The sequence below is a fragment of the Sphingomonas sp. IC081 genome (assembly GCF_006874585.1).
In the GTDB taxonomy this organism is placed as follows: domain Bacteria; phylum Pseudomonadota; class Alphaproteobacteria; order Sphingomonadales; family Sphingomonadaceae; genus Novosphingobium.
The window spans coordinates 519,340-542,762 of the sequence record NZ_CP029761.1; the positions used below are offsets into that span (position 1 = coordinate 519,340).

Annotated in this window: 28 protein-coding genes; 18 read left to right on the top strand and 10 right to left on the bottom strand. The window is 60.6% G+C overall.

Annotation, left to right across the window (positions count from 1 at the left end):
• Positions 1 to 6: 6 nt before the first annotated feature.
• Both egtD and egtB read right to left on the bottom strand, forming a co-directional pair.
• Positions 7 to 981 carry an L-histidine N(alpha)-methyltransferase gene (egtD, locus tag DM450_RS02620; RefSeq protein ID WP_142632462.1) on the bottom strand — a complete coding sequence of 325 codons (975 nt, stop codon included), beginning with the start codon at positions 979 to 981 and terminating at the stop codon, positions 7 to 9.
• A gap of 4 nt (positions 982 to 985) precedes the next feature.
• Entirely contained in the window at positions 986 to 2,233 is a 1,248-nt protein-coding gene (gene egtB / locus DM450_RS02625; RefSeq protein ID WP_142632463.1) for an ergothioneine biosynthesis protein EgtB, read from the bottom strand.
• A gap of 230 nt (positions 2,234 to 2,463) precedes the next feature.
• Here egtB and msrB (DM450_RS02630) point away from each other — a divergent pair, with 230 nt between their 5' ends.
• The 12 genes from msrB (DM450_RS02630) (at position 2,464) to DM450_RS02685 (ending at position 10,735) form a co-directional block, all read left to right on the top strand.
• The gene (msrB, locus tag DM450_RS02630; RefSeq protein ID WP_142632464.1) at positions 2,464 to 2,916 is read left to right on the top strand and encodes a peptide-methionine (R)-S-oxide reductase MsrB; all 453 of its coding nucleotides are present in this window, start codon (positions 2,464 to 2,466) and stop codon (positions 2,914 to 2,916) included.
• Positions 2,913 to 4,133, top strand: a complete 1,221-nt coding sequence (locus DM450_RS02635) for an alpha/beta fold hydrolase (RefSeq protein ID WP_142632465.1) — start codon at positions 2,913 to 2,915, stop codon at positions 4,131 to 4,133. The genes msrB (DM450_RS02630) and DM450_RS02635 overlap by 4 nt, the downstream gene beginning before the upstream one ends.
• 10 nt (positions 4,134 to 4,143) lie before the next feature.
• The gene (locus tag DM450_RS02640; protein WP_142632466.1) at positions 4,144 to 4,452 is read left to right on the top strand and encodes an antibiotic biosynthesis monooxygenase; all 309 of its coding nucleotides are present in this window, start codon (positions 4,144 to 4,146) and stop codon (positions 4,450 to 4,452) included.
• Positions 4,453 to 4,464: 12 nt separating this feature from the next.
• Positions 4,465 to 5,346, top strand: coding sequence for a LysR family transcriptional regulator (locus tag DM450_RS02645; RefSeq protein ID WP_142632467.1), 882 nt, complete (start codon positions 4,465 to 4,467; stop codon positions 5,344 to 5,346).
• Positions 5,347 to 5,453: 107 nt separating this feature from the next.
• Positions 5,454 to 5,915: a peptide-methionine (R)-S-oxide reductase MsrB gene (gene msrB, locus DM450_RS02650; RefSeq protein WP_185928687.1), complete on the top strand. Its 462-nt coding sequence runs from the start codon at positions 5,454 to 5,456 to the stop codon at positions 5,913 to 5,915.
• Between the two features lies 1 nt (position 5,916).
• Positions 5,917 to 6,432: a peptide-methionine (S)-S-oxide reductase MsrA gene (gene msrA / locus DM450_RS02655; protein ID WP_142632469.1), complete on the top strand. Its 516-nt coding sequence runs from the start codon at positions 5,917 to 5,919 to the stop codon at positions 6,430 to 6,432.
• A gap of 90 nt (positions 6,433 to 6,522) precedes the next feature.
• Complete coding sequence (locus DM450_RS02660) at positions 6,523 to 7,020, top strand: peroxiredoxin family protein (protein ID WP_142632470.1); 498 nt, start codon at positions 6,523 to 6,525, stop codon at positions 7,018 to 7,020.
• Positions 7,021 to 7,123: 103 nt separating this feature from the next.
• On the top strand, positions 7,124 to 8,581 hold the full coding sequence (locus DM450_RS02665; protein ID WP_142632471.1) for a protein adenylyltransferase SelO: 1,458 nt from the start codon (positions 7,124 to 7,126) through the stop codon (positions 8,579 to 8,581).
• A 34-nt stretch (positions 8,582 to 8,615) separates the two neighbouring features.
• The gene (locus tag DM450_RS02670; RefSeq protein WP_185928688.1) at positions 8,616 to 9,158 is read left to right on the top strand and encodes an N-acetyltransferase; all 543 of its coding nucleotides are present in this window, start codon (positions 8,616 to 8,618) and stop codon (positions 9,156 to 9,158) included.
• 1 nt (position 9,159) lies between these two features.
• Positions 9,160 to 9,441, top strand: a complete 282-nt coding sequence (locus tag DM450_RS02675) for a DUF427 domain-containing protein (RefSeq protein ID WP_142632473.1) — start codon at positions 9,160 to 9,162, stop codon at positions 9,439 to 9,441.
• Between the two features lie 71 nt (positions 9,442 to 9,512).
• A complete protein-coding gene (locus DM450_RS02680) occupies positions 9,513 to 9,956 on the top strand; it encodes a hypothetical protein (RefSeq protein ID WP_142632474.1) in 444 nt (147 codons plus the stop codon).
• Positions 9,957 to 9,982: 26 nt separating this feature from the next.
• Positions 9,983 to 10,735, top strand: a complete 753-nt coding sequence (locus DM450_RS02685; RefSeq protein WP_142632475.1) for a folate-binding protein — start codon at positions 9,983 to 9,985, stop codon at positions 10,733 to 10,735.
• A gap of 45 nt (positions 10,736 to 10,780) precedes the next feature.
• On the opposite strand, the gene tnpC is transcribed toward DM450_RS02685, so the two are convergent.
• The 3 genes from tnpC to tnpA are packed head-to-tail and all read right to left on the bottom strand — an operon-like array spanning position 10,781 to position 13,200.
• Positions 10,781 to 12,445, bottom strand: a complete 1,665-nt coding sequence (gene tnpC / locus DM450_RS02690) for an IS66 family transposase (protein WP_142632476.1) — start codon at positions 12,443 to 12,445, stop codon at positions 10,781 to 10,783.
• A gap of 60 nt (positions 12,446 to 12,505) precedes the next feature.
• Positions 12,506 to 12,847, bottom strand: coding sequence for an IS66 family insertion sequence element accessory protein TnpB (tnpB, locus tag DM450_RS02695; protein ID WP_260610108.1), 342 nt, complete (start codon positions 12,845 to 12,847; stop codon positions 12,506 to 12,508).
• Positions 12,844 to 13,200 (bottom strand): IS66-like element accessory protein TnpA, encoded by a 357-nt coding sequence (gene tnpA / locus DM450_RS02700; RefSeq protein WP_142632478.1) that lies wholly within the window; start codon positions 13,198 to 13,200, stop codon positions 12,844 to 12,846. Before tnpA ends, tnpB begins: the two co-directional genes overlap by 4 nt.
• Positions 13,201 to 13,362: 162 nt before the next feature.
• On the opposite strand from tnpA, the gene DM450_RS02705 reads away from it, so the two are divergent.
• The 3 genes from DM450_RS02705 (at position 13,363) to DM450_RS02715 (ending at position 16,856) form a co-directional block, all read left to right on the top strand.
• On the top strand, positions 13,363 to 14,097 hold the full coding sequence (locus DM450_RS02705) for an ABC transporter ATP-binding protein (RefSeq protein WP_409529357.1): 735 nt from the start codon (positions 13,363 to 13,365) through the stop codon (positions 14,095 to 14,097).
• Positions 14,094 to 15,650, top strand: coding sequence for an ABC transporter permease/substrate-binding protein (locus DM450_RS02710; protein WP_142632480.1), 1,557 nt, complete (start codon positions 14,094 to 14,096; stop codon positions 15,648 to 15,650). The genes DM450_RS02705 and DM450_RS02710 overlap by 4 nt, the downstream gene beginning before the upstream one ends.
• A gap of 261 nt (positions 15,651 to 15,911) precedes the next feature.
• A complete protein-coding gene (locus tag DM450_RS02715; protein WP_142632481.1) occupies positions 15,912 to 16,856 on the top strand; it encodes a TIM barrel protein in 945 nt (314 codons plus the stop codon).
• A 16-nt stretch (positions 16,857 to 16,872) separates the two neighbouring features.
• Here DM450_RS02715 and DM450_RS02720 read toward each other — a convergent pair.
• Positions 16,873 to 17,630 (bottom strand): IS5 family transposase gene (locus DM450_RS02720; protein ID WP_142632413.1). Its coding sequence is split into 2 segments (ribosomal slippage): positions 16,873 to 17,297 and positions 17,297 to 17,630, totalling 759 coding nucleotides; the frame shifts between segments, so codons are not numbered across the junction.
• A 47-nt stretch (positions 17,631 to 17,677) separates the two neighbouring features.
• On the opposite strand from DM450_RS02720, the gene DM450_RS02725 reads away from it, so the two are divergent.
• A complete protein-coding gene (locus DM450_RS02725; protein ID WP_142632482.1) occupies positions 17,678 to 18,118 on the top strand; it encodes an alpha/beta fold hydrolase in 441 nt (146 codons plus the stop codon).
• Between the two features lie 191 nt (positions 18,119 to 18,309).
• On the opposite strand, the gene msrA (DM450_RS02730) is transcribed toward DM450_RS02725, so the two are convergent.
• The 3 genes from msrA (DM450_RS02730) to DM450_RS02740 all read right to left on the bottom strand — a co-directional run bounded on the left by msrA (DM450_RS02730) (position 18,310) and on the right by DM450_RS02740 (position 20,228).
• The gene (gene msrA, locus DM450_RS02730) at positions 18,310 to 18,954 is read right to left on the bottom strand and encodes a peptide-methionine (S)-S-oxide reductase MsrA (protein WP_142632483.1); all 645 of its coding nucleotides are present in this window, start codon (positions 18,952 to 18,954) and stop codon (positions 18,310 to 18,312) included.
• Positions 18,951 to 19,463, bottom strand: a complete 513-nt coding sequence (gene msrB / locus DM450_RS02735) for a peptide-methionine (R)-S-oxide reductase MsrB (RefSeq protein WP_142632484.1) — start codon at positions 19,461 to 19,463, stop codon at positions 18,951 to 18,953. Before msrB (DM450_RS02735) ends, msrA (DM450_RS02730) begins: the two co-directional genes overlap by 4 nt.
• Before the next feature lie 210 nt (positions 19,464 to 19,673).
• Entirely contained in the window at positions 19,674 to 20,228 is a 555-nt protein-coding gene (locus tag DM450_RS02740) for a glutathione S-transferase N-terminal domain-containing protein (protein WP_185928689.1), read from the bottom strand.
• 247 nt (positions 20,229 to 20,475) lie between these two features.
• Here DM450_RS02740 and DM450_RS02745 point away from each other — a divergent pair, with 247 nt between their 5' ends.
• Both DM450_RS02745 and DM450_RS02750 read left to right on the top strand, forming a co-directional pair.
• Positions 20,476 to 21,414, top strand: coding sequence for a VPGUxxT family thioredoxin-like (seleno)protein, type 2 (locus DM450_RS02745; protein WP_260610110.1), 939 nt, complete (start codon positions 20,476 to 20,478; stop codon positions 21,412 to 21,414).
• A 23-nt stretch (positions 21,415 to 21,437) separates the two neighbouring features.
• A complete protein-coding gene (locus DM450_RS02750) occupies positions 21,438 to 22,238 on the top strand; it encodes a transglutaminase-like domain-containing protein (protein WP_142632486.1) in 801 nt (266 codons plus the stop codon).
• Between the two features lie 26 nt (positions 22,239 to 22,264).
• Here the strand turns inward: DM450_RS02750 and DM450_RS02755 are convergent, their stop codons facing one another.
• Positions 22,265 to 23,392: an aminotransferase class V-fold PLP-dependent enzyme gene (locus DM450_RS02755; protein ID WP_142632487.1), complete on the bottom strand. Its 1,128-nt coding sequence runs from the start codon at positions 23,390 to 23,392 to the stop codon at positions 22,265 to 22,267.
• Positions 23,393 to 23,423: the final 31 nt, after the last annotated feature.

The following is a 23,423-nucleotide window of genomic DNA, read 5'->3' on the forward strand; positions in this document are numbered from 1 at the left end:
CCGATTTCAGGAATCTCGCCGGGCGAGGAACAGGGTGAAATGGTCCGCCGGATCGGACCAGGCATCGATTGGCTCCCAGCCCCCACAGCGCAGCAGCATGCGTGCTTCCTCGAAGCGGTACTTGTGGCTGTTTTCGGTGTGGATCGTGGCGCCCTTGCCGAATGAAATCCGTTCCCCACCCAATGAGAACTCCACATCCCGCAGGGCTACGAGATGCATCTCGATCCTGGTGCGCGGTTCGCTCCAGCGCGCTTCATGGGCGAAGGCTTCGACCGGGATGTTGCAATCCAACTCCCGATTGATCCGGTGCAGCAGGTTGAGGTTGAACGCGGCCGTCACGCCCCTGGCATCGTCATAGGCAGGCAGCAGCACATCCAGCGATTTGACTCGATCCATGCCGATCAACAGCAGGGCATCGTCCCCCAGCGTTTCACCCATTCGGCGCAAGAGATCGGTGGCTTCGAACGGGGTGAGGTTGCCAATCGTCGAACCGGCGAAAAACCCAATGATGGGCAGACGCCGAGGGCAGTGCGGCAGCGGCACCGCGCGGTTGAAATCGGCCTCGATGGGTTCGATTTCGAGATCTGGAAACGCCTTTGCCAGTTCGGCCGAAGATTCGCGCAGGTAGTCGCCCGAAACGTCGATCGGCACATAGCGCGCCGGCCTGATCGCCTCGATCAGGGCAGGGGTCTTGTGCGCGCTGCCGGCCCCGAACTCGATCAGCATCCGGCCTTCGCCGATCGCCTCGTGCAATTTCGCGGCGGCATCGCGCAGGAGACCCAGCTCGGTGCGGGTGGGGTAATACTCCGTCAGCGTGGTGATTTCTTCGAACAGTTCGGAGCCGCGATGATCGTAAAGCCAGCGTGCGGGCATGGTCTGCCGCGTATCGCGGCAGCACCGAATGAAATCGTCGCGAAGTTCGACCTGCTCCGGGGTGAGTTGGGCAAGCGACTGGACGAGAGTCTGTGATGCGGCTGTCATGCCTTCAAATGTCCTTTGCAAGGCGCAGACCGCAGAACTGCCAACGCTGGTGCGGGTAGAAGAAGTTGCGATAGCTGGCCCGGGAATGGCCACGCGGGGTGGCGCAGCTGGCGCCTTTCAGGACGAATTGTCCCGACATGAACTTGCCATTGTATTCGCCAACCGCGCCCTCGGCGATGCGAAAGCCGGGGTAGGGACGAAAAGCCGAACCGGTCCATTCCCAGACATCGCCGAACATCTGGGCAAGGCCGCCACCCGTGGCAGGGAGAGGTTTGACGGCGTGCCCGGAATCGAGCTGGTTGCCCAGCAAGGTATCGGCATCGCGCGCTGCCCATTCCCATTCGTGTTCGGTGGGAAGACGTGCTCCTGCCCAGCTGGCATAGGCGTCCGCCTCGTACAGGCTGATGTGGCAAACGGGTGCATCGGGATCGAGCAGGCCCTCGCCGCCAAGAGTGAACGATTTGCGCCCGCCACCACCGTGTTCGCCCCAGTACAGCGGCCGGTCGATCGCGTTCTCCCGCACCCAGGCCCAGCCATCGGAAAGCCAGTGGCGAGGGTCGCGGTATCCGCCCTCGGCGATGAACTCCTCCCATTCCCGGTTCGTGATGCAGCGGTTGGCGAGGGCAAAAGGGCGCAGAATCACCTGATGCGCGGGCGTTTCCGCGTCGAACGCAAAGCCAGATCCTTCATGGCCGACCTGAACCACGCCGCCATCGAATTCGTTCCAGATCAGTGGTTGCTGCAATCCTGTTGGGGCATCGCCACCCGGTGCGGCCACAAAAGCGGGCTTGAGCGGGTTCTGCGCAAAAGCGTTCAAGATGTCCGTGAGCAACAACTCCTGGTGCTGCTGCTCATGATGGATGCCCAGTTCAATCAGGTCCGCCGCGCGGCCGGCGAGTTCATCGGATCCCGCCAGGATCGCCTGATCCACATGACGACGGTATTCCCGAATTTCATCGAGGGAAGGCCGGGACAGCATCCCGCGTCTGTTGCGCGCCAGCCGAGCGCCCTCGGCCTCGTAATAACTGTTGAACAGGAACGGCCAGTTCTGATGAAACGACGCGTAGCCCGGCCCATAGTCGCGCAGCACAAAGGTCTCGAAGAACCAGGTTGTGTGCGCAAGGTGCCACTTTGCCGGTGAGGCATCGGGCATCGGCTGGATTGTCGCATCCGCATCACTCATCCCGCCGACGAGCGACATCGTCATACTGCGGGTGCTTGCAAAGCGATCCATAAGGCCTGTTTCAGTCATTGAAAACTCGAGATTCCGTTTGATCGCCCGTTCGGTTGCGACCTTAGGAGTTGGGGACAAAAATGGGCGGCATACATTCTATGCAGATTTCGCATGACTCTGGATAAGCTTCTGGGAACTACAGTTTTTCCTACTAATCGGCTCCTGGTCCAGTCTCAAGTCATGCCTTCCGCCAGCACGGCGAATATGGCAGGAATTTCGAGATGTTACGATACGAAGCCGGAGGAAGCATGAACTGGAACGACGTAGTTAGGTTTGCAAGGGAAGGAAACCTGCAGCCACCGCGCCGGGTGGAGCGGAGCGACGACGAATGGCGCGCGCTGCTGCCTGAAGACCGTTTCTACGTAACCCGGCTCAAGGGCACCGAACGTCCACATTCAAGCGAGATGTGCAGCCTGTTCACGCCGGGGCGCTATGCCTGCGGCTGCTGCGGGACGGAGCTGTTCGATTCGTCCAGCAAATTCGAGAGCGGCACGGGTTGGCCCAGCTTCACGCAGCCCGTCGATGATGCGGTCATCGCCCACCATGCGGATACCAGTCACGGAATGACCCGGATCGAGACGACCTGCAACGTCTGCGATGCGCATCTGGGCCATGTCTTCCCTGACGGCCCCGAACCGAGCGGCTTGCGGTTTTGCATGAACGCTCTGGCCCTGGACAAGATTTCATCGGACGAGGCATGACTGCGCGAAAGACGGAGCGCTTCGCTTTCCCCGGGAGTCAGGGCGATCTGGCGGGCATCCTCGAACTCCCTGCTGCCCATCCGCATCGCGGCGTCGCGGTCTTTGCCCATTGTTTCGCCTGTGGTCGCCAATCGCTGGCCGCCACGCGTGTCGCACGGTATCTCGCCGAACGCGGCTTTGCCGTGTTGCGTTTCGATTTCGCGGGGGTGGGCGAGAGCGAGGGCGAATTTGGCGAAACGGGCCTGCTGGGCAACGCGGATGATATCGTGTCCGCCATCGAGGCACTCGCGCAACGCGGCTTGCAATGCAATATGCTGATCGGGCACAGCTATGGCGGGGCGGCAGCCATAGCTGTGACGAGCAGACTTCCGCAGGTGGAACATCTGGTTACTATCGGTGCACCGTTCGAAGTGGATCATGTGCTGGATACCATCGGTGCCGATCGCACGGAACTGGCTGAAACCGGACGCACAACTGTGACGCTTCTGGGGCGCGAGACAGTGATTACCGATGCTTTCGTCAAACAGGCATCAAACGCGGAGCAGGCTACCCGGTTGGCCACACTGAAGGCGCGCCTGCTGGTTATGCACGCACGCGAGGATAACGTCGTTGCCTACGAACAGGGCGAGCGCCTGTTCGTTGCTACTGGCGCCGAGAAGGACTTCGTGACACTGCGCGATGCTGACCATCTGCTGGGTGCACCTGGCGCATCGGTTCAGGTGGCCGAGAGTATCGACCACTGGTTTTCACGCACCAACAGCCATTTGCCGGCAGGAAAGAGGCCGCTCCCCGGCACCGTCAGGGTCGCTACCAGCACTGGAAATTTCGTGCAGGATGTTCAGTCACAATCCCATGATTGGATCGCGGATGAGCCAATCCACGTGGGCGGTGACGATCAGGGCCCGACGCCTTACGATCATCTTTTGGCTGCGCTTGGTACCTGCACGTCAATGACGCTGATGATCTATGCCCGCCGCAAGGGCATTCCTCTCGAACGGGTCGAGATCGAGCTCGAACATGGGCGTGAACATGCTGCCGATTGCGCCCAATGCCCCGACATGAATGCCGGGGTGCAGATCGACGTTTTGGATCGGTCCATCAGGTTGCATGGCCCGATCGATGATGGGCAGCGGGCCGATCTCATGCGCATCGCCGATCGATGCCCGGTTCACCGCACGCTTGAAAACCACATCGAAATCAAGACAACAGCATTCTAGGGAGATAGTCATGCCGGAAGGTGGAATTATAGCCGCGTTCAGAACGCGACCAACGCAGGAAACACTGGCGGAGTTCGAGACGCTCTACGCCGAAATGAGCGCGATCGTTTCCGCTATGCCGGGATATGCCGGGCACAAGGTCTTCACGGCAGACGATGGCGAGATGGTGGTCATTGCCGAATGGACCGATCGCGAGGCATTCCTCGCGTGGGACAAGCATCCCGATCACGAACGCGCCAAGGAACTGGGCAAGGCGCGACTACTACGGGAATATGATGTCGCCGTTGGCGAGATATTCGAACACCATCGCAAGGGCTGAAGATCAATACCCATGAACATATCCCAGATACGCCATTTTCTGGAACTGGCCGAGAGCCTGAACTTCACGTCTGCCGCCCGTGCGAGTGGGGTAACCCAGCCGACACTGACCCGCTCCATCCAGCGGTTGGAAGAGCAGCTTGGCGGCAGGCTGCTCTATCGTGATGGCAAGGATACGCGCCTCACCGCGCTCGGTATGGCGGTACGCGATGAGTTCGAGGCCATTCTGCGTTCGGAAGAGCGGATTCATGGCATCGCACGTGACAGCCGCGATGGACATCTCGACAAGCTTTCGATCGGGATCGTCAGCTCAATTGCGCCGATCCGCTTTGCGCGGTTCATCCGCCGCGTGCTGGAACAGCTTCCCATGGCGGAGGTGGTCATGCATCCCATAAGCCGGAGCAGTGGCATAGAGCTGGTGCTGGCCGGTACGCTGGACGGTTGCATCATCGGTGAGATGCCGGAAAGAAATGACAAGCTCGATGCCATTCCCCTGTTTGCCGAACGCCTGTTGCTTGGATGCGGCGCCGAGCACCGTTTTGCGCAAATGGACATCGTTCCACCGCATGAGCTGGCGAATGAGACCTATATCGACCGACTCAATTGCGAGTTTCGCGAACGAGTGACCAAGTTCCTTGAAGCAAAGGGTAGCCTTCCCGCCGCGCGCCTGCGTTCGGAGAGGGAAGACTGGCTTCAGGAGGTCGTTGCCTCGGGGGGCGGAATTTGCATGCTTCCGGAGCATTCCCGGATTGCAGTCAATATGCTCGTGCGTCCGGTCGAGGGCCTGGAACTGTCCCGCGAAGTTTCTTTCGTTTCGGTCTCGGGGTCGGGAAATTCAAAAGTCCTGCAGGATTTCCGCCGGATGCTTGCCAGGGAGGATTGGGATCGGGAATAGGCAGGAGCCATTCGAACAACCCTATAGAATCTATGCATCACGGCTATTGGTAATTTCCGATCTGTGCGGCCATCTTCCGAACAGTAACCATGACGGGAGATGTCATCATGGCGCTCGCCAGAACTTTCAAGAAGACCAGTCAATCCGTCGATCGACTGACACCGATGCAGTTCGAAGTAACCCAGCGCGGGGGCACCGAACCGCGCTTCCGCAACGAATTCTGGGATAATCACGCCCCCGGCCTTTATGTCGATATCGTGAGCGGTGAACCACTGTTCGTGTCCACCGACAAGTTCGAATCGAAGAGTGGCTGGCCCAGTTTCACGCAGCCGGTACGGCCCGGCGCGGTAGTCGAGCATGACGATAGCAGCCACGGCATGCGCCGGATCGAGGTGCGCTCCACTCATGCCGACAGCCACCTGGGTCACGTCTTCCCTGATGGCCCGAAGGACCGGGGCGGTATGCGTTATTGCATCAATTCAGCGGCCCTGCGCTTCGTTCCGGCCGATCAGCTCGAGGCAGAAGGCTATGGCGATCTTGCCAGCCATTTCACAGAGGAGGTAGGTTGACATGGTCACTAGTGAACGGGCCATCCTGGCTGGCGGCTGCTTCTGGGGCATGCAGGGCCTCGTCCGCAAGATGGACGGCGTAATCTCGACCAGGGTTGGATACTCCGGCGGCTCCACGCCCAACGCTACCTATGCGACGGTCAAGACCGGCACCACCGGCCATGCCGAGGCACTCGAAGTTGTGTTCGACCCTGCGAAAATGAGCTTTCGCAAGCTGCTGGAATTCTTCTTCCAGATCCACGATCCCACCACGCAGAACCGTCAGGGCGGCGATCGCGGCAGCCAGTATCGCTCGGCGATCTTCTTCACCAGCGATGAACAACTGGCCGAAGCACAGCGGACTATCGCGGATGTCGAGGCTTCCGGGCTGTGGCCTGGCAAGGTCGTGACCGAATTGGCCCCGGCCGGCGATTTCTGGGAAGCCGAGGATGTCCACCAGGATTATCTCGAACGCTATCCCAACGGCTATTCCTGCCACTTCCCGCGCAAGGACTGGGTCCTGCCGCGAGCAGCCTGAGGGCCAACGAGCCCGGAGGGTCGAAGTGGGTTGGTCCTCAACGATCACCCCACTTTACGCCCGTGTCAGGCAATTCAGGAGCACGGCATCATGTCGATTGGAATTAGTTCGCATCAGGCACCTGAACTCAGAGTGCCCTATTGGATCGATGGCAAGGGCAACCAGATCGAACCAGTCAAGCTGGCCGACCTGGGTGATGGCTACAAGGTCATCTACTGCTTTCAGCACTGGTGCCCTGGCTGCCATTCGCGCGGCTTTCCGGCACTGAAGCGGCTGGTCGATGGCCTGTCGGACAAGGGGTTCGGCTTTGCCGTGGTCCAGACCGTGTTCGAAGGTGCGGATCAGAATACCGTGGAAAGACTTCGCGAAACCCAGCTGCACTACGGGTTGGATCTTCCGTTCGGGCATGATCTGCCGCCCAGTGGTGAACGCTATCCGACCGTGATGGAGGATTACCGCAGCGGCGGAACGCCTTGGTTCATCGTGATTGATCCCAAGGGCGAAGTGATCTTCAACGATTTCCGGCTTGATCCGGAACGGCTGATCGCGGCCTTCAAAGATGCACCAACGGTAGAACTCGTACGCTGAGCGCAGGCTCACCCCCTGCCTGTCGCTCGCGCGCCGCCGGGTGGATTGCAACGCTGCCTCTCCCGTTGCAACAACCACCCGGCGGCCATTTATCAGGTGAAAAATGTCGTTAAATTTCGATAATTCCTATTTCCGCGACCTGCCCGGCTTCTACGCCCCGGCGAACCCAAGTGCGGCGACCGATCCGGAACTAGTGGTCTGGAATGGGACCTTGGCCGAACGGCTGGGATTGGCTGAACTGGAGGACGGCGCTGCTGAGCTCATTTCGGGCTTTCGGCTGCCCGGTGGCGCCGACCCGATTGCGCAGGCCTATTCCGGGCACCAGTTCGGCCACTTCTCGCCGCAGCTTGGCGATGGCCGTGCAATACTATTGGGGGAACACATTACTCCGAATGGGGCCCGGTTCGATTTGCAGCTGAAAGGCTCGGGGCGCACGGCTTTTTCTCGTGGTGGCGACGGCCGTTATGCGCTGGGGCCGGCTTTGCGCGAACATCTGGTTTCGGAAGCGATGGCCGCGCTCGGGATCGAGACGACGCGGTCGCTCGGTGTCGCGCTGAGCGGGGAGCAGGTGGCCCGGCAGACCCTGCAGCCTGGCGCCGTGCTCGCCCGGATCGCCAAGAGCCATATCCGGGTCGGCACATTCCAGTTCTTCGCCGCCCATCTTGGGCCGGATCATGTCAAGCGACTGGCAGACCACGCCATTGCCCGCCACTATCCGGCGGCCGCTGGGGCCGCCAACCCCTATCTCGCCTTATTCGAGGCGGTGATGGAAGCGCAGCTGCGATTGGTCGCATCGTGGATTCATGTCGGCTTCGTGCACGGTGTGATGAATACCGACAATGTCGCGATTTCGGGTGAGACGATCGACTTTGGCCCTTGCGCATTCCTCGATGCCTATTCGGCCAAGGCGGTGTTCAGTTCGATCGATGAAAATGGACGCTATGCCTTTGGCAACCAGCCGGTGATCGGCCGCTGGAACCTGACGCAACTTGGATCGGCGCTGGCGAGCGTGGTTGCCGAAGTCAATCCGCAGGAGGTGGAGACGATGAATGCCCTGCTGGCGGGATATGGCGAGCGATACCTTGGGGTATGGCTGAACGGAGTGCGGGCCAAGCTGGGGCTGGCCCGCGCCCTTGCGGGTGATCTTGATCTTGCCAACCGGCTGTTCGCTGCCATGGAGGGACAGGGGGTCGATTACACCAATCTGTTCCGAAACCTGGCCAGGTCGCTGACTGCTGGACTTGAGGTTGTCACTGGTATGTTCACCAACCGCGAGGAAATCGGCATCTGGCTCGATGACTGGAATGCCCGCATTGCCAACGATGAGGCCATGTTGCCCGAAGCGCGTGCGGCGGCGATGAATGCGGTCAACCCGCTTTATATTCCACGCAATCACAAGGTGGAAGCGGCCCTTTCGGCGGCGGTCGAAGGGGATCTTGCCCCCTACTTCAGACTGCTCGAAGTCGTCACCAATCCCTACGTGGAACGGCCTGAGTGGGCCGATTACGCCATGCCGGCACCCGCCGGGTCGCAACCGTGCGTAACCTTTTGTGGAACCTGACGAGATGGCAAGTGTGTCAATGGAAACGAACCCGGTGACGATCCTGACCAATGGTTCTTGTGCCAAATCGCGAGCCATTGCCGAACAGGTCAAAGGTCTTGGTGTAGAGCCGCAGATTGTCGACATTTCCGGCGATCCCGAAACGGCGGCTGACTTCGCCACCCTGTTCGGTGATGGCAGGCCGCATTCACCGTCGCTGGTGATCGGGCAAAGGGCATGGCGCAACCCGGCGGTCAGCGACATCGAAAAGCTGCTTGGACGGTCCGGACTGATCCCGCGCCGGGCAATTCACTATCCGCACCAGCAGCGCGTCGTCTGGCACATGGAACCCAGCGACGCATTTGCCAGTTACTCGCTGCGTGAAGACGGGACCTTTGTTTTCGGCCATATCGAAACACCGTCCGCACTGCGTGGGTCGGGGCTTGGCGCCAGGCTTGCGGCGGAACTGTTCGCCTGGATTGCGGAGTCGGGCATCAAGGCCCTCCTGACCTGCAGCTTCCTACGGCGGGTGGCTGCGTCGAAGCCCGATTGGGCTGCGAGATATTTGTATGAACGGATCAACCGACCGGGAGATTGATATGGTACAGGCAGTGTGGAACGGTGTGGTGATCGCCGAAAGCGACAGGACCGTTCAGGTGGAGGGCAATCACTACTTTCCGCGCGCGTCGGTGAAGGCGGAGTACCTTGTGGAAAGCTCGAGAAAATCGACCTGCCCCTGGAAGGGGGTGGCGTCCTATTATTCAGTATCAGTTGATGGGCAGACGAATGCCGATGCGGCATGGTACTACCCCGAGCCGTCAGGAGCAGCCTCCGAGATCAGGGATCACATTGCGTTCTGGCGCGGCATCGCGGTGGGCTAAACGGTCTTCAAGCTGAGCCTTTGGAAATCAGGGTTGCCCGGGTGACGTGCCCGGCGGAAAAAGGTGGGACAATGAACAAAGAATGCGTCAGGGAAAGCCTGCGGAACCTCACAGCCGAGGAACTGGAGCACGCTACACATAATTATCTTCAGTTCCTGGCGGGAACCAGGCTGGTCCCAACCGAACCAATCGAACTGGATGAACAGGCCCAGGCGAAGTTTCAGGCCAATCTTGCCGAAGGACTTGAGCAGCCGGTCCATTCCGCCGAACAGAAATTCAAGGCGATCGGAGCAATCGATTTCAGCCCCAAGGACAGGGTTGAGCAGGGAGCCGTGGTTTGCGTCGATGGCCGTCATTTTGTGATCGGGGTATCGACAGGAAGGTTTACTTGCGAAGGCGTGGAGATGATGGGGCTTTCCGAGTCCGCACCGTTCTATGGCGCGATTGACGGCTTGACGGCGGGAGATGTCACGGAATTTCGCGGGCGCGAATTTGAAGTCCGTGCCGTTTACTGAACTTTCGCAAATAGCCAGGATTTTCCATGACCGCGACCCGATTGTTCTCGCGCCGTTTCGTCCGTCTTGATCCCGCAGATCGCTCTATCGATGTCGCTGCTTTCCTTGAGCCGCGCCTGTCGAACCGGATCACGCACTATCTGCCGGTATGGGCGGCCATGCTTGACGATCGGGGGCGGGTGCTGTTCGATTTCCTGGTCTGGCCGGGTGGCTATGGCTATCTCCTCGATTGTGAGGCCGCATACGCGGAGGAGCTGGTGAAATATCTCAGGCCTGACTGTGCGCCAGCCGGCATCACCGTTTCAATAGATGACAGCGTGGCCGCTCACTACCGTGCATACAGCGGCGATGGTGCAGCGTCCGACCCTCGACACCGTGCGCTCGGTCAGCGATGGATCCAAAAGGTGGGTACAGACGATGAAAGTGCAGACAAGCGCTGGTTGGAGTGCCGCCTGTCGCTTGGCATCGCAGAGGGCAGGGCGGAACTTGGTTTCGGTGAACTGACATTGCTCCAGTGTAACGGACTCGAACTGAACGGGGTGGTGCTGGATCGGCATGACTTTCCGGGGCGAGCTGCCTTGATCGCCGAGAAGTCAGATGGTGTGCCGACCCGCTTGGTTGTGGTGCCTCTCGGCCTTGCTGAGAAGACCACGAAGCGTCACGACCACCCGGATCAGGGACTGTCAGTCGACGCTCGGCATCCCGGCAATCTACCGGCACATGTGATCCCCGATTGGCTGAAGGCCAGCTGTGCCTGCGTCGTTGAAAACCGGGGTTGAATGGGGCGTACGTAAGCATACGCCGAGGACCGCGGCGAAGTTGGGTCAGGCGGCGAGATCGACCTTAGCGGACCGCCAGTTCCACGGGAGCAACTCGTCGATCCGGCTGATGGGATGATCGGCGATGCGGGCGAGGACGTCGGCGAGCCACGCCTGGGGATCGACGTCGTTGAGGCGACAGGTCTGGATCAGCGAATAAGCGACCGCCGCCCGCTGGCCACCGCGATCGGAACCGCAGAATAGCCACGATTTGCGTCCGAGCGGCACACAGCGCAGCGATCGTTCGGCGGCGTTGTTCGAGAGGCAGACCCTGCCTTCGTCGAGAAAGCGGGTGAACGCACTCCAGCGGCGCAGCATGTAGTTGATGGCCTTGGCGAGATCGTGGTTGCGCGAGATTCGGGCGAGCTGTGCGTTCAGCCATTCGTGGAGCTCGGTCATCAGCGGCGCGCTGAGTTCCTGACGGGCTGCGAGACGTTCGGCCGGGCTCTTGCCGTTGATGTCGCGCTCGATGGCGAACAGGGCATCGAGCTTCTGCACGGCCTCGAGCGCGATCGGATAGACGAGCCCGGCCTTCTCGCCGCGGCTCTTTTTACGTGCGGCACCTTCGACGTCGGCCAGCTCGAAGAATTTCCTCCTCGCGTGCGCGAAGCATCCAGCCTCGAGGATCGCCCCCGGCTGCCGGTTCGGAGCGTAAAGCTCGTTGTAGCCGCCATAGGCGTCCGCCTGCAGAATCCCGGACCAGGCCGCAAGATGGCGTCGTGGATGATCGCCGCGCCGGTCGCGCGAATAGTAGAAGACGACCGAAGGGGGATCATTGCCGCCGAAGGGCCGATCGTCGCGTACGTAGTCCCACAATCGCCCGGTAATCGTCTTGCCCTTGGCCATGATCGGCACGGTGGTGTCGTCGCCGTGCAGGCGCTCGGCGGCCAGTGTGTGGGCCTCGATCAGTTGGTATATTGGCATCAGCGCAAGACAGGCCGCGCCGATCTGGTCGGCGAGCGTCGAGACGCTGAGCGTCACGCCTTCGCTGGCAAAGCGCTCGGCCTGACGGTGAAGCGGCTGATGCTGGCCGTACTTGTCGAACAGCAGCATGGCGAGAAAGCTGGGGCCGGCCCATCCGCGCGGGGTGACGTGGAACGGTGCTGGCGGCTGCGTGATCTTCTCGCAATCCCGGCAGGCGAACTTCTCGCGCACCGTCTGGATGACCTTCCACGAGCGCGGGATCACCTCCAGCGTCTCGGTCACATCTTCGCCGAGCCTGGACAGCCGGTTGCCGCCGCAGGCCGGGCACGAGCACGGCGCGGCAACGACAACACGTTCGCGCGGAAGATGAGCGGGGAACGGCTTCCTGACCGGCTTCTTGCGCTCGAAGGCGGAAATGGCCGTCGTCTTCGCGGCGGCGGCTTGGGCGGCGAGTTCGTCCCCGGCCGCATCGGCTTCGAGGTCCTCGAGCTCAAGCTCGAACTGCGCAAGCAGCCGCTCGGTGCGTTCGGCGCTGGTGCCATACTGCTCGCGGCGTAGCTTGGCGTTCTGCAACTTGAGATGGGCGATCATGGCCTCGGTCGCACTCGCCAGAGCGCGGGCATTGGCCAGTTCGGCCTCGACGGCTGCGGCGCGTTGCTCTGCCTCGTCGGCCTTCAGAAGCGCGTTCGCCAGCAGCGCCTTGAGCGCATCAGCGTCATCTGGAAAGGGCGAAGCAGCGGCTTCCATGAAGGGAGTGAATCATCGTCAGCCCCTCCGATCAAGCCCGAAATGCGATCGCTTTACTAGCTATCCGGCGCTCTGTGGCCGCCAGGAATACTGCGGGTTGCGCCAATCGATACCGTCGAGCAGGCAGGCGAGTTGCGAACTCGTCAGCGACACCACACCATCCTTCGCCGAGGGCCAGATGAAACGCCCCTTCTCAAGCCGCCTTGAGTAAAGCGACATGCCGATCCCATCGTGCCAGATGATCTTCACCAGCGTGCCGCTGCGTCCCCGAAAGACCCACAGATCGCCGGCAAACGGATCCTTGGTGAAGTGCTGCTGGACCATCGCGGCCAGACCCTGCATGCCCCTACGCATATCGGTGTGGCCCATCGCGATCCACACTCGCGCGCCCGACGGGATCACCGTAGCGCCTTCAGCGCGGCTGCGGCCAAGGCAGGCGGCGTCGATGCCGAAATGCGCAGTTGCCGGCCATCAGGCAGTTCCAGCACGATCGCCGCCTCCGGTTCGGACAGCCCAGTGGGAGTCACGGTTGGCTCCGAAACTTCCTCGATGACCGCGGGGACGAACGCCGCTTCCGCCCGCCGCATGGCCGCTCGGCGCCAAATGTAAATCAGCCCCCGCGAAACATCGTATCGCCGCGCCACCTGCGAAACGACTGCGCCCGGCGAAAATGCCTCACGGAGAATCTCCAGACGTTCCTCGTCCGACCAATCCCGATGCCGTCGCGCACCATTCAACACCGTCACTTGCGTCATGATCGTCCTATCGTACGCTCAAATGAGCGACCAATAGGACGTCCTGACCACACATCCCGAACCGAGCAAGCGGGTCAGGCCGGACGGTTACCGGCGTACGGCCCTTCCTGTCGCTGCAATGATACACTACCGGTGTTGCACGTGGACCTTTCGACCCCAACCATTCTGACCTTTCGGAACGCCAGCAAGGCATACGGTGCAAGGCCCGTGCTGGGGCCGTTGTCACTGGACATAACGCGCGGTAGCATGACCGCGATCGTAGGAACGTCCGGCGCGGGAAAATCGACCTTGCTGCGCCTGGCCAACGGATTGATCGCACCCGATGGTGGCGAGGTGCTGTTTGAAGGCGCTGCGCTTGGGCCAATGGATCGCCGCAAAATCGGTTTCGTCTTCCAGTCGGTCGCGCTGTTTCCGCATATGAGCGTGGCACGTAACATCGAAATCGGCGTGACGATCAAGGGCGAGAGGTCCGATAGTGCGCTGGTTGCGCGCCAGCTCGAACTGGTCGAGCTCCCAGCCGATTTTGCCACGCGCATGCCTGGCGAACTTTCGGGCGGGCAGCAACAACGGGTAGGGCTGGCCCGCGCGCTCGCACCTTCACCAGCCCTGCTGTTGCTGGATGAGCCCTTTGCCGCGCTCGATCCGGTTACGCGCAGTGGCCTCGCCCGACGTGTCCGCGCCCTGCATGACTCGCTTGCGCTTACCAGCCTGATCGTCACGCACGACATGGCCGAAGCTCTGCTTATCGCTGACCGGGTTCTGGTTATGGAGCGCGGACAGATCGTGGCCGATGAAACGCCCCGTGCACTACTCGGAGGCGCCGGCGGTGAACAGGCGCAGGCGTTGATCGCCATTCATCGCGATGCGGCACGTCGGTTGATTGAGCTTCAGCAATGACCGCGTGGTCGGCAGCCTTCGATGGTCTGGGCACGAAGCTCGCGGCACACGTTTTGCTCAGTGCTGCGGCATTGCTGCTGGGGATCACCCTGGCGCTGCCGCTCGCGGTGTGGGCAAGCCGTTCGCGGCCTGTGGCGACCGTGGCGCTGGGACTGGCCAGCCTGGTCCAGACAATCCCGGCGCTTGCACTGCTGGCGCTGTTCTATCCCGTCCTGGTAAGTTTTGGCTCGCTTACCGGTTGGCCGATCCCGGCATTCGGCTTCACCCCGGCGCTGCTGGCCCTGACGCTCTATGCCCTGCTGCCCATCCTGCGCAATGCGGTGACAGCCCGGCAGCGGATGGACCCGGAGGTGATCGAGGCAGCCGACGCACTGGGGATGACATCTTGGCAAAAGCTGCGCCTGGTCGAGGCGCCGTTCGCCATGCCATTCATCGTCGCAGGAATACGCACGGCGGCAGTGTGGACAGTGGGGGCGGCCACGCTTGCCACCATGGTCGGCCAACCGAGCCTTGGCGATCCGATTTTTGCAGGGCTCCAGATCCAGAACTGGTCATTGGTGCTGGCGGGCTGCACACTGGCGGCGGGGCTGGCGCTAACAGTCGATTTCCTCATCGGTCAGATCGAGGTCGGCTTGTCGCTCCGGCGCAGATGGCAGGCCGTGCTGGCGGGGTTCGCGATTGTCGTTGGCTTTGTTTTCTGCCTCGCGGTCACTTTCGCGCCTTCCGCTGCCGAGCGTCCACGCGTCGTGATCGGGGCCAAGAATTTTTCCGAACAATTCATCCTTGCCCGATTGATCGGGCAACGCCTGGAAGCGCAGGGGTATGCGGTCGACTACCGCGACGGCCTGGGTTCAAGCGTTGCATACAAGGCGGTCGCTGCTGGTGAGATCGATGTCTATGTTGACTATACCGGCACACTATGGGCCGGCGAGATGAAACGCACGGATCAGTTAGATCGAGCGGAGACACTCGAAACGATCGGGCAATGGGCGAAGTCGAATGGCGGGGTGGAATTGGTCGGGGCCCTGGGTTTCGAGAATGCCTATGCCTTCGCGATGCCAGGTGAAAAGGCTAAGGCGCTTGGAATCTCAACTCTCGATGACCTCGCCCGCCAGTCGCCGCATCTGGTAATGGGCACCGATCTGGAATTTCTTGCACGGCCCGAATGGCAGGCGGTGAGGCATGCCTATCGGTTCGAATTTGCCAATACCCGGCGCTTCGCGCCGTCCCTGATGTACAGTGCGCTGGCCAGCGGCGATGCTGACGTGATCTCGGCGTTCAGCTCGGACGGTCGGATCGCGGCAGACAGTCTGGTTGTTCTGACTGACCCGCGCCGGGCGCTGCCAGGATACGACGCTGTCATGCTGCTTTCACGGCGCGCCGCGGGTGATAGCCGGTTTCTTGCGGCAGTACGGCCGATGGTGGGGCGGATTGGCGTGGATCAGATGCGCAAGGCGAACTACGCAGTTGATCGCGCTACCGACAAGCAGTCACCGGAAACTGCGGCGCGCGTGCTAGCATGCGCCACCGGCCTCGGAACCTGCGGCCGGTAGCGAGCACACTCTGGGACGGATAGTTCTGTCCGCCACCCGCCGCGAGGGGAAACCATATTTGCCCCGCGCCGCCAATGGGATGCGGCGCACCATCCGGATTTCGTATTGAATCTATTCGGATAGGCGATTGGACAAGCGCCCGGGTTGTTGAGAACACCTCCGCGCGCACCAGATCAGGGAGCGTGTAATGAATTATCTGCCCTTTGTGGATTATTGCTGACCGCCCTATGGATAATCTGTCGACTTCGGTCAGAGCTGCACGTGCGTGAATCTACCGCGCGAAGTGGGCAATTCTGCAATCCGGTTGAGGCCACCTTAACCCCGGCAATGAACCGCCAGATGCCAAATTTTGGCGTGGGCGGGTTTCCACCTGCCTTCGTGAGGGGGACTACGGGGAAAGACCGTTCGGCCATATTTGCGTGGCTAGCCGGGCTTGGGCTCAATGCGTTGGAACTGCAGATGACGCGCGGTGCAAACATGCCGAAACACACCTGCCGGCTGTACCGCAAGCTGGCAGAAAATTATGGCATCAGACTTTCGATCCATGGATCCTATTATATTGTCCTGAGCAGTCCAGAGCCTGAGAAGTATCGGCGTTCAACCGAATCCCTGCTGCGGACTTTCGAGTTGGCGGACGAGCTTGGAGTCCGAGAAATCGTGATCCACCCCGGCTCGTTGTACGGCCAGGACGAGGAAGAGGCCGCAAAGCGCTTCGTCGATGGGGTTGGGGCATTCATGGAGAAACTCGGCCGCTGCGGAACGGGTCTGTTCATCGAAACCGCGGGCAAGCTGGGTCAGTTGGGCTCAGTTGAGGCGATTCTGGATATGGCCAGCCAGGTCGATGGTGTGGAGCCGTGTATCGATTTTGGCCACGTTCACGCACGAACCCTGGGCGGGCTGAGTGAAGCTGAGGCGGTAGCTGCACTGGGTTCGCGGCTCGTTGAATTTGCCGCGCGCTGGCCGGGCAAGCGCTTCCATTTTCACTATACGCCGATTCACTACGGTTTGCGGGGCGAGATACAGCACCGTGCGTTGTCGGACATTCGCCCACTCGGCATTTCGGGTCGATCCGAGCCGTTTTACCCCAGACCTGAACCCGTTGCCGAAGTGCTGCGGCGCATACTGTCGCGATTTACGGCCATTTCCGAGACGCTTGATAGCCAGGAAGAGGGAGGGCTCGCTCTCCAAAATCTGTGTCTTCGCTAGGCTCAGGACTCACTGATCACAGCCAGAAGAGTACGGTGGCCGCCAGTGCGAGGGCTGAGAAGTAGACGGTTGGGCAGCGGTCATATCGCGTTGCCACGCGGCGCCAGTCCTTCAGACGACCGAACATGATCTCGATGCGGTTACGCCGCTTGTACCGCCGCTTGTCGTATTTGACGGGCAAAGAACGGGATTTGCGGCCCGGAATGCACGGTTTTATGCCCTTTTGTTCCAGCGCATCTCTGAACCAGTCAGCGTCATAGCCGCGGTCGGCGAGCATCCACTTGGCCTTGGGCAAATCGTCGAGCAAGGCCGCTGCACCGGTGTAATCGCTTACCTGGCCGGCCGTGATGAAGAAGCTCAAAGGACGCCCGTTGGCATCGGTGATGGCGTGTAATTTCGTGTTCATGCCGCCTTTTGTCCGTCCGATCAAACGCCCGAGATCCCCTTTTTTACCCCAAGGCTGGACGCCGTGCGGTGGGCCTTGAGATAGGTCGCGTCGATCATGACGGTCTGCGGCTCGGCCCTCTGCGCGGACAGGCCCTCCATCATCCGAGTGAACACGCCCATTTCGCCCCACCGCTTCCAGCGGTTGTACAATGTCTTGTGCGGCCCGTATTCTCTGGGCGCATCCCGCCAGCGCAGGCCGTTCCGATTGACGAAGATGATCCCGCTCAGGACACGCCTGTCGTCAACTCTTGGCTTGCCGTGGCTCTTGGGAAAATACGGCAACAGCCGCGCCATCTGCTCGTCCGTCAGCCAATACAGGTCGCTCATGCTCAGTCTCCTCGCGGAGCCTGAATCACATCGCCGTCAGCCAATCAATGGGTCCTGAGCCTAACAAGACGCCGGAAACAGAGGAACCACTGAGGGGTTTCCTGCAGCCGGATACGGTCAAGACACTATACCAGCATGGTCATCCCGACCCCTCGCTGGTGTCACCGGAAGCCTGGCAGATTGACACCTTTCATCTTCAGCACGAATACGCCGAGCGGATCCAGCTCGATTTCTTCTACGATTACCGGAACAACGTGAGTCAGTACCAGTCAGTTCAGGCCATGTTCCAGAAGATGCAACCGAAGGCCCAGATTTTCTGGGGCAACGGAGACATCTTTTTCACGCCGAAAGGCGGTGAACTTTATCTGACGATTTTGCCGGATGCGGACTTCCATTGGCTTGAAAGCGGCCATTTTGCAGTAGAAGACTGCGGAAACTACATCGCTGCCGAAATGAAGCGATTCTACGCAGAGCAAGTGGCCGGGTAGAGCCGTCACTAGGTCAGTGGGCATCGGTGGCATGTGTTTCGACATGCCACCGATGCAGCACCTGGGTAGGCCCGTTACGAGCTTGCCCCGATTGGTCCGGCAAATAATGTTTGCCTGACCACGAGACGCTGATCAGGGAACGCGCACGGCAGCGAGTGCTGTGCACGCCACTTACCGCTGTCAGGAACAGACTATCGAACGTATAGCTGGGGCCAGGTCCGAGCCAACTTGGCAAGGCGCGGCTTGTCCCACCTGACGATATAGGGGTGATCGGGATTGCGCCGCATGAAATCCTGGTGTTCCGCCTCGGCGGGATAGAAGGATCCGTTTTCCAGCCTGGTTGCGATCGGCTTGGCAAAGGCGCCGGAGCGACCCAGCGATGCGATATAGGAAGCCGCCATCCGTCGCTGGACATCGTTCTGCGGGAAGATCGCGGAGCGATAGCTGGTGCCTTCGTCGGGGTATTGGCCGTTCACTTGAGTCGGATCGTGGGCCACGGTAAAGAATACGCCCATCAGGTCTGTATAGCTCACCTGCCGGGGGTCAAAGACGATCCGCACAGATTCAGCATGGCTGGTGGTTTCCGACGAGACTGCGGGATAGTTGGCGTCCCGCGCCGTACCTCCGGCATAGCCAGGGGTAACGGACTTAACGCCCTTGATATGCTCGAACATGCCTTCCATGCCCCAGAAGCAGCCGCCCGCAAACACTGCCACTTCATTGCCTGCAGCCACGGGCTGGACAGCGCCCGTTGCCCGGGCGTACGGCGCGGGAATGTTGATTGCGGCGGCGGTCAAACCGGCAACGGCGGCCGAAACTAGCAAGCTCTTGGTCATCGTGATTTCTCCGGCAGGAATTTCATCGCCACTCCGTTCATGCAGTAGCGTTTCCCGGTGGGGCGTGGGCCATCGTCAAAAACGTGTCCGAGATGTCCGGCACAGCGGCGGCAGCGGACTTCGGTGCGGGGGTATCCAACTTCATAGTCCGTGGAAAGCACCACCGCGTTGGGCAGGTGATCCCAAAAACTGGGCCAGCCGGTTCCGCTGTCGAATTTGGTGGTCGCTGAATAAAGCGGCAGATCGCAGCCTGCGCAGGCAAACGTGCCCTTGCGATGTTCCCGGTTGAGCGGGCTGGTACCGGGGTACTCGGTATCGGCATGTCGCAGCACCTGATAGGCCTGTGGGCTCAGGCGTCGGCGCCACTCGGCATCGCTCAGGTTGATCTCACCGCGCGGTCTTGCGTCGATCGCAGCATGTGCGGGCGCGCGTAGCACCTTGTTCGCGAATGGCAACGCCGCGGCGCCGACCAGCAGTCCACCCAGCAGTCTTCTTCGATTCAGTTCCATGTTCTCGATTCCTGTCCAGGCATTTGTGCCTTCACTAGGGATTCAATCACAGCGGAAGAGGCAACCTGTCAGCCTGATCGGCAGCGTTTCCTCCGTGTCACCAAGATTGGGTGCGACAGGGGCAGCCACAATAAGGCATCGAATCTATACAATCGTCGCATGCGTTCGGCGCGCATGTGCAGTCGATCGGTCAGGGATTGCAGCCAGCAATTATGTCTTCGCCAATTCATGCAGATAACGGACGATATCGGTGGATTCCGGCATCCAGCGATCTCCGTCCTGGTCAGCGATCCTCAGCACCGGAACGGTGGTCCGCCCACGCGCGGCCTGAAGGTCTGCCCGATGCTGCTGTTCATCCCAGATGTGACGCAGCGAGACATTGGCACCTGTTTCCGTGATGGCGCGCAGCACTCGCTGACAATAGGGGCATTCCGGGTAATAATAGAGCGCCAGTTGGGGCTGGGCATCCGGTTGAGGCGCTGTAAACATGGTGAGGAAATGGTCCGCATACAGCGGTGCCCACGGGTGCTGGTCGCCGAACCGTGAGAGTCGCTCGTCCTCAATCGCGGTCAGGCAGACAACGATTTGCGAGCGGGTCAGTTCGCGGCTCAAAATGAGTGAGAGCGGCTGCTGTAGTATGTCTGCGTACCAATAGGCCCAATCATCGTCTGCTCCATTTACCTGCACGAATGCAAACCCATGTGCCCTGCCGGCGGTGGTGAATGCTTCGATCAATCGCTGTCGTAAGTCGGTGTTGTCGGGCATAGTTTGGTTTTCCCTTACCGCCATGCTGGGGTTGGACCGATCACTCTCTTCACCCCCGGTGCTGGCACACCTCAGCTTCGATCGGTCGCCAGCAGGATGCAACGCATTAGTGACATACGTGAACTGCATGGATCAAATGTCTGCCGGTGATTTGGGTTTGCGGCATACCGTGTGCGGGCGGGCCAGTCCTGGCCCGGTACTGGAAATGGTACGCATGCCGCCTACATATTCAAATATGCAAACACTCATGATTTCCCGTCGCGAGCACCGTGAGCTCGGCGATGTCAGCTGGCTGCGCGATTTCGAACAGGCACAGGCGTTAGCCCGTGCAGACGGCAAGCCGATCCTGCTGTTATTCCAGGAGGTCCCTGGTTGTTCCACATGCGTAAATTTCGGCCATGATGTGCTCAGCCATCCCTTGATGGTCGAGATTATCGAGGAGCATTTTGTCCCTCTGGCGATCTTCAACAACCACCCGGGCAGCGATGCGGAAGTATTGCGCCAGTTTGGCGAGGCGGCGTGGAACAATCCGGTGATCCACTTCGTCACGGCCGATGCCGAACCAATCGTTGATCGTCTGGCCAATCGGTATGACCCGCTGGGTCTATTCAGTAAGATCGGTCAAGTGATGGAACGTGGCGGCATTGCAATACCGCCATGGTTCACCATGCTGGGTCGGGATCTGGTGGTAGAAGCCGGGCTTGCCGAGACCGCGACCTTCACCACGCCGTGTTTCTGGTCGGGTGAGACCAGCCTGGCCCAGCATCCTTCGGTCATTACCACCGACGCCGGCTGGGTGGATGGCGAGGAAGTGGTGCGGGTACAGTTCGATCCGCGCAGCAACGGACGTAAAGACTTGATTCAACATGCCCGAACGGAAGGCTTCGCCCTGATCGGAGGGGGTGGATTTAAAGTCGATCAGGAACCGCAATTCTATCTGCGCAAGACCGCGATGCGATACCTTCCGCTTACTCCCGCGCAGCGCACCGCGATCAACCTGGCTGTCCCATACGGCGGGAATACGCGAGGCTTACTCAGCCCCAGGCAGCAGGCTTTGCTGAGCCTTCCCGGCCTCGCGCAGGTCAGCGACGATGCACTTTATCGTCAGGAGATCCGGGCGGCATGGCGAATGATTGGCGATAGGCTGGACGACTCTGTCCGTACGGCACCGGCCATGCTGAGGTGACAAGTTTCGAAGGGACGAATGCCATGGATATTTCCGTAATCGGGGTCCTTGATGATCAGGATATCCTCCTCGATATCGCAGCGCTCGCGCTCAGCCAGCTTGACCATGCGGAATGCGACGTAGGCACCTATCTGGCGCAGCTCGAAGCAATAGAGGACGGGGTTTGCGAGGAAGGCCGCGGCGCGATCATGTCGAGCGAGCAGGCTATCGTACTGGCCGAGGTGCTGCATGATGAACATGGCTTCACCGGCGATGCCGAAAGCTATGACGCGCCGGTCAACGCGGATTTCATCCGGGTTCTGGATCGCAAGCGGGGTCTGCCGATAAGTCTGGCCATCCTCTACGTCGCGATGGCCAGGCGGGCAGGCTGGGTTGCCCATGTTCTCAACGGGCCGGGTCATGTGCTGGTACAGATCGGAGAGAAGAATCCCGTTATCATTGATCCGTTCAACGGTGGCCGCCATGTTGGCGCGGACGAATTCACGGCGCTCTATCAGGGACACGCCATTGATGTGGATATGGATGGCAAACTACTGCTTGTTCCGATGACCAATCATCAGGTCCTCGCGCGGCTGCTGTTCAATCAGGCGGTCAGGGCTGAGAGCGAAAACGATACCCAGCGCGCAATCGTGCTGCATGACCGGATTACCCGGATCGCGCCCCGGATGCTCGATTCCTGGCATCATCTGGCCCGCCTGCAGATCTCCACGAACGATAGCCAAGGCGCACGCGCAACCCTTCTGGGGATTGCGGAACTGACTGGAGACAAGCACGCGCGCGATCAGGTCATGGCGGTATTCAGGTCACTCGGCCCCGCACGATGAGCAATGGGACAGGCCATGTTCCGCTATCAGGTCGACGCCGCCTTGATCAGGAGCTCGAGATCGGCCTCATCGTGATAGATCGAGAACCCGATGCGGAGCAGGTCCCCTCGTGCGTCCACATCAACGCCCTTCTCGGCAAGTTTGCTGCGCACCTCTTCGGCATGGATTCCGCGATAAGCAAGGAACCTGGCACCCGGTTCGTGGCCAAATCGGCTGACCAGTTCCAGACCGGGAAGCCGCACGTCCTGCAAAAATCTGTTCTGCAGCGCATGCGCGTGCGCCGCCATCAAGGCCGTATCCAGCCCTTCGGCATCCAGCAGCCGCCGCACCGCATTGAACCGATAGAGACCGCTGGGATCAAACGTGCTGCCCATGAAACGGCGAGCATCCTTGGGATACCATACTTCGCCAGGGAGTTGAGAGGCGTCTTCGGCAGTCTGGGCGAACCATCCGGTGATGCCGGGTTTCGGTGCAAACCCGGGCGGTGCGTGCAGGATGCCCACGCCTTCCCCCGCCATCGCGTATTTGTATCCGCCGGCGATGTAGAAAGCGCGTTCGGCAATCCCGGACAGATCGGTCGGCAACGCCATGAAACCGTGATAGCCGTCAATCACAACCCATGGACCTTCCGGACGCCCAAGCCGGGCGATGCTGCGCCAATCGGATTCCAGGCCGCTGTTGTAGAGGATCTGGCTGACATGGATCAGATCGAAGTCGCCTTTCGCGACGATGCCCTCGATTTCCGCAGGCTTCGCGATCGTGAGCGTCACTTCTCCGGTTTCCTCCCATCGGCGCAACTGGCGCATGGCGCTGAGGAATTCGCTGTCGCTGGTGAGCACACGCACCGGTCGGCGCGGCATGGCAGAGACGATCCTGACGAGGAAATCATGGGCGTTACCCGCAAAGCTGATTGTTCCGGGATCGGGCAGGTTCAGTTCGTTCGCCACATGGCGCCGGGCTTCTTCCCATACTGGTCCAAGCACATGGTCCCATTTCCGTCCCGCCAGGGCGCTCGCGTCATGCCAGGCGGCTATTTGTGCTTCCAGCGTCACGTCAGGCCACAAATGGTGGCCATGTGCCATAAACGATACGCGCGGCGCCTGCGCGGCAAGCGATCGGGAAAACAGGTGCTTCCAGTTGCCGGTCGCGGGCATGGTCTTGATCCAGGATTGGTCCGCGTGCGCG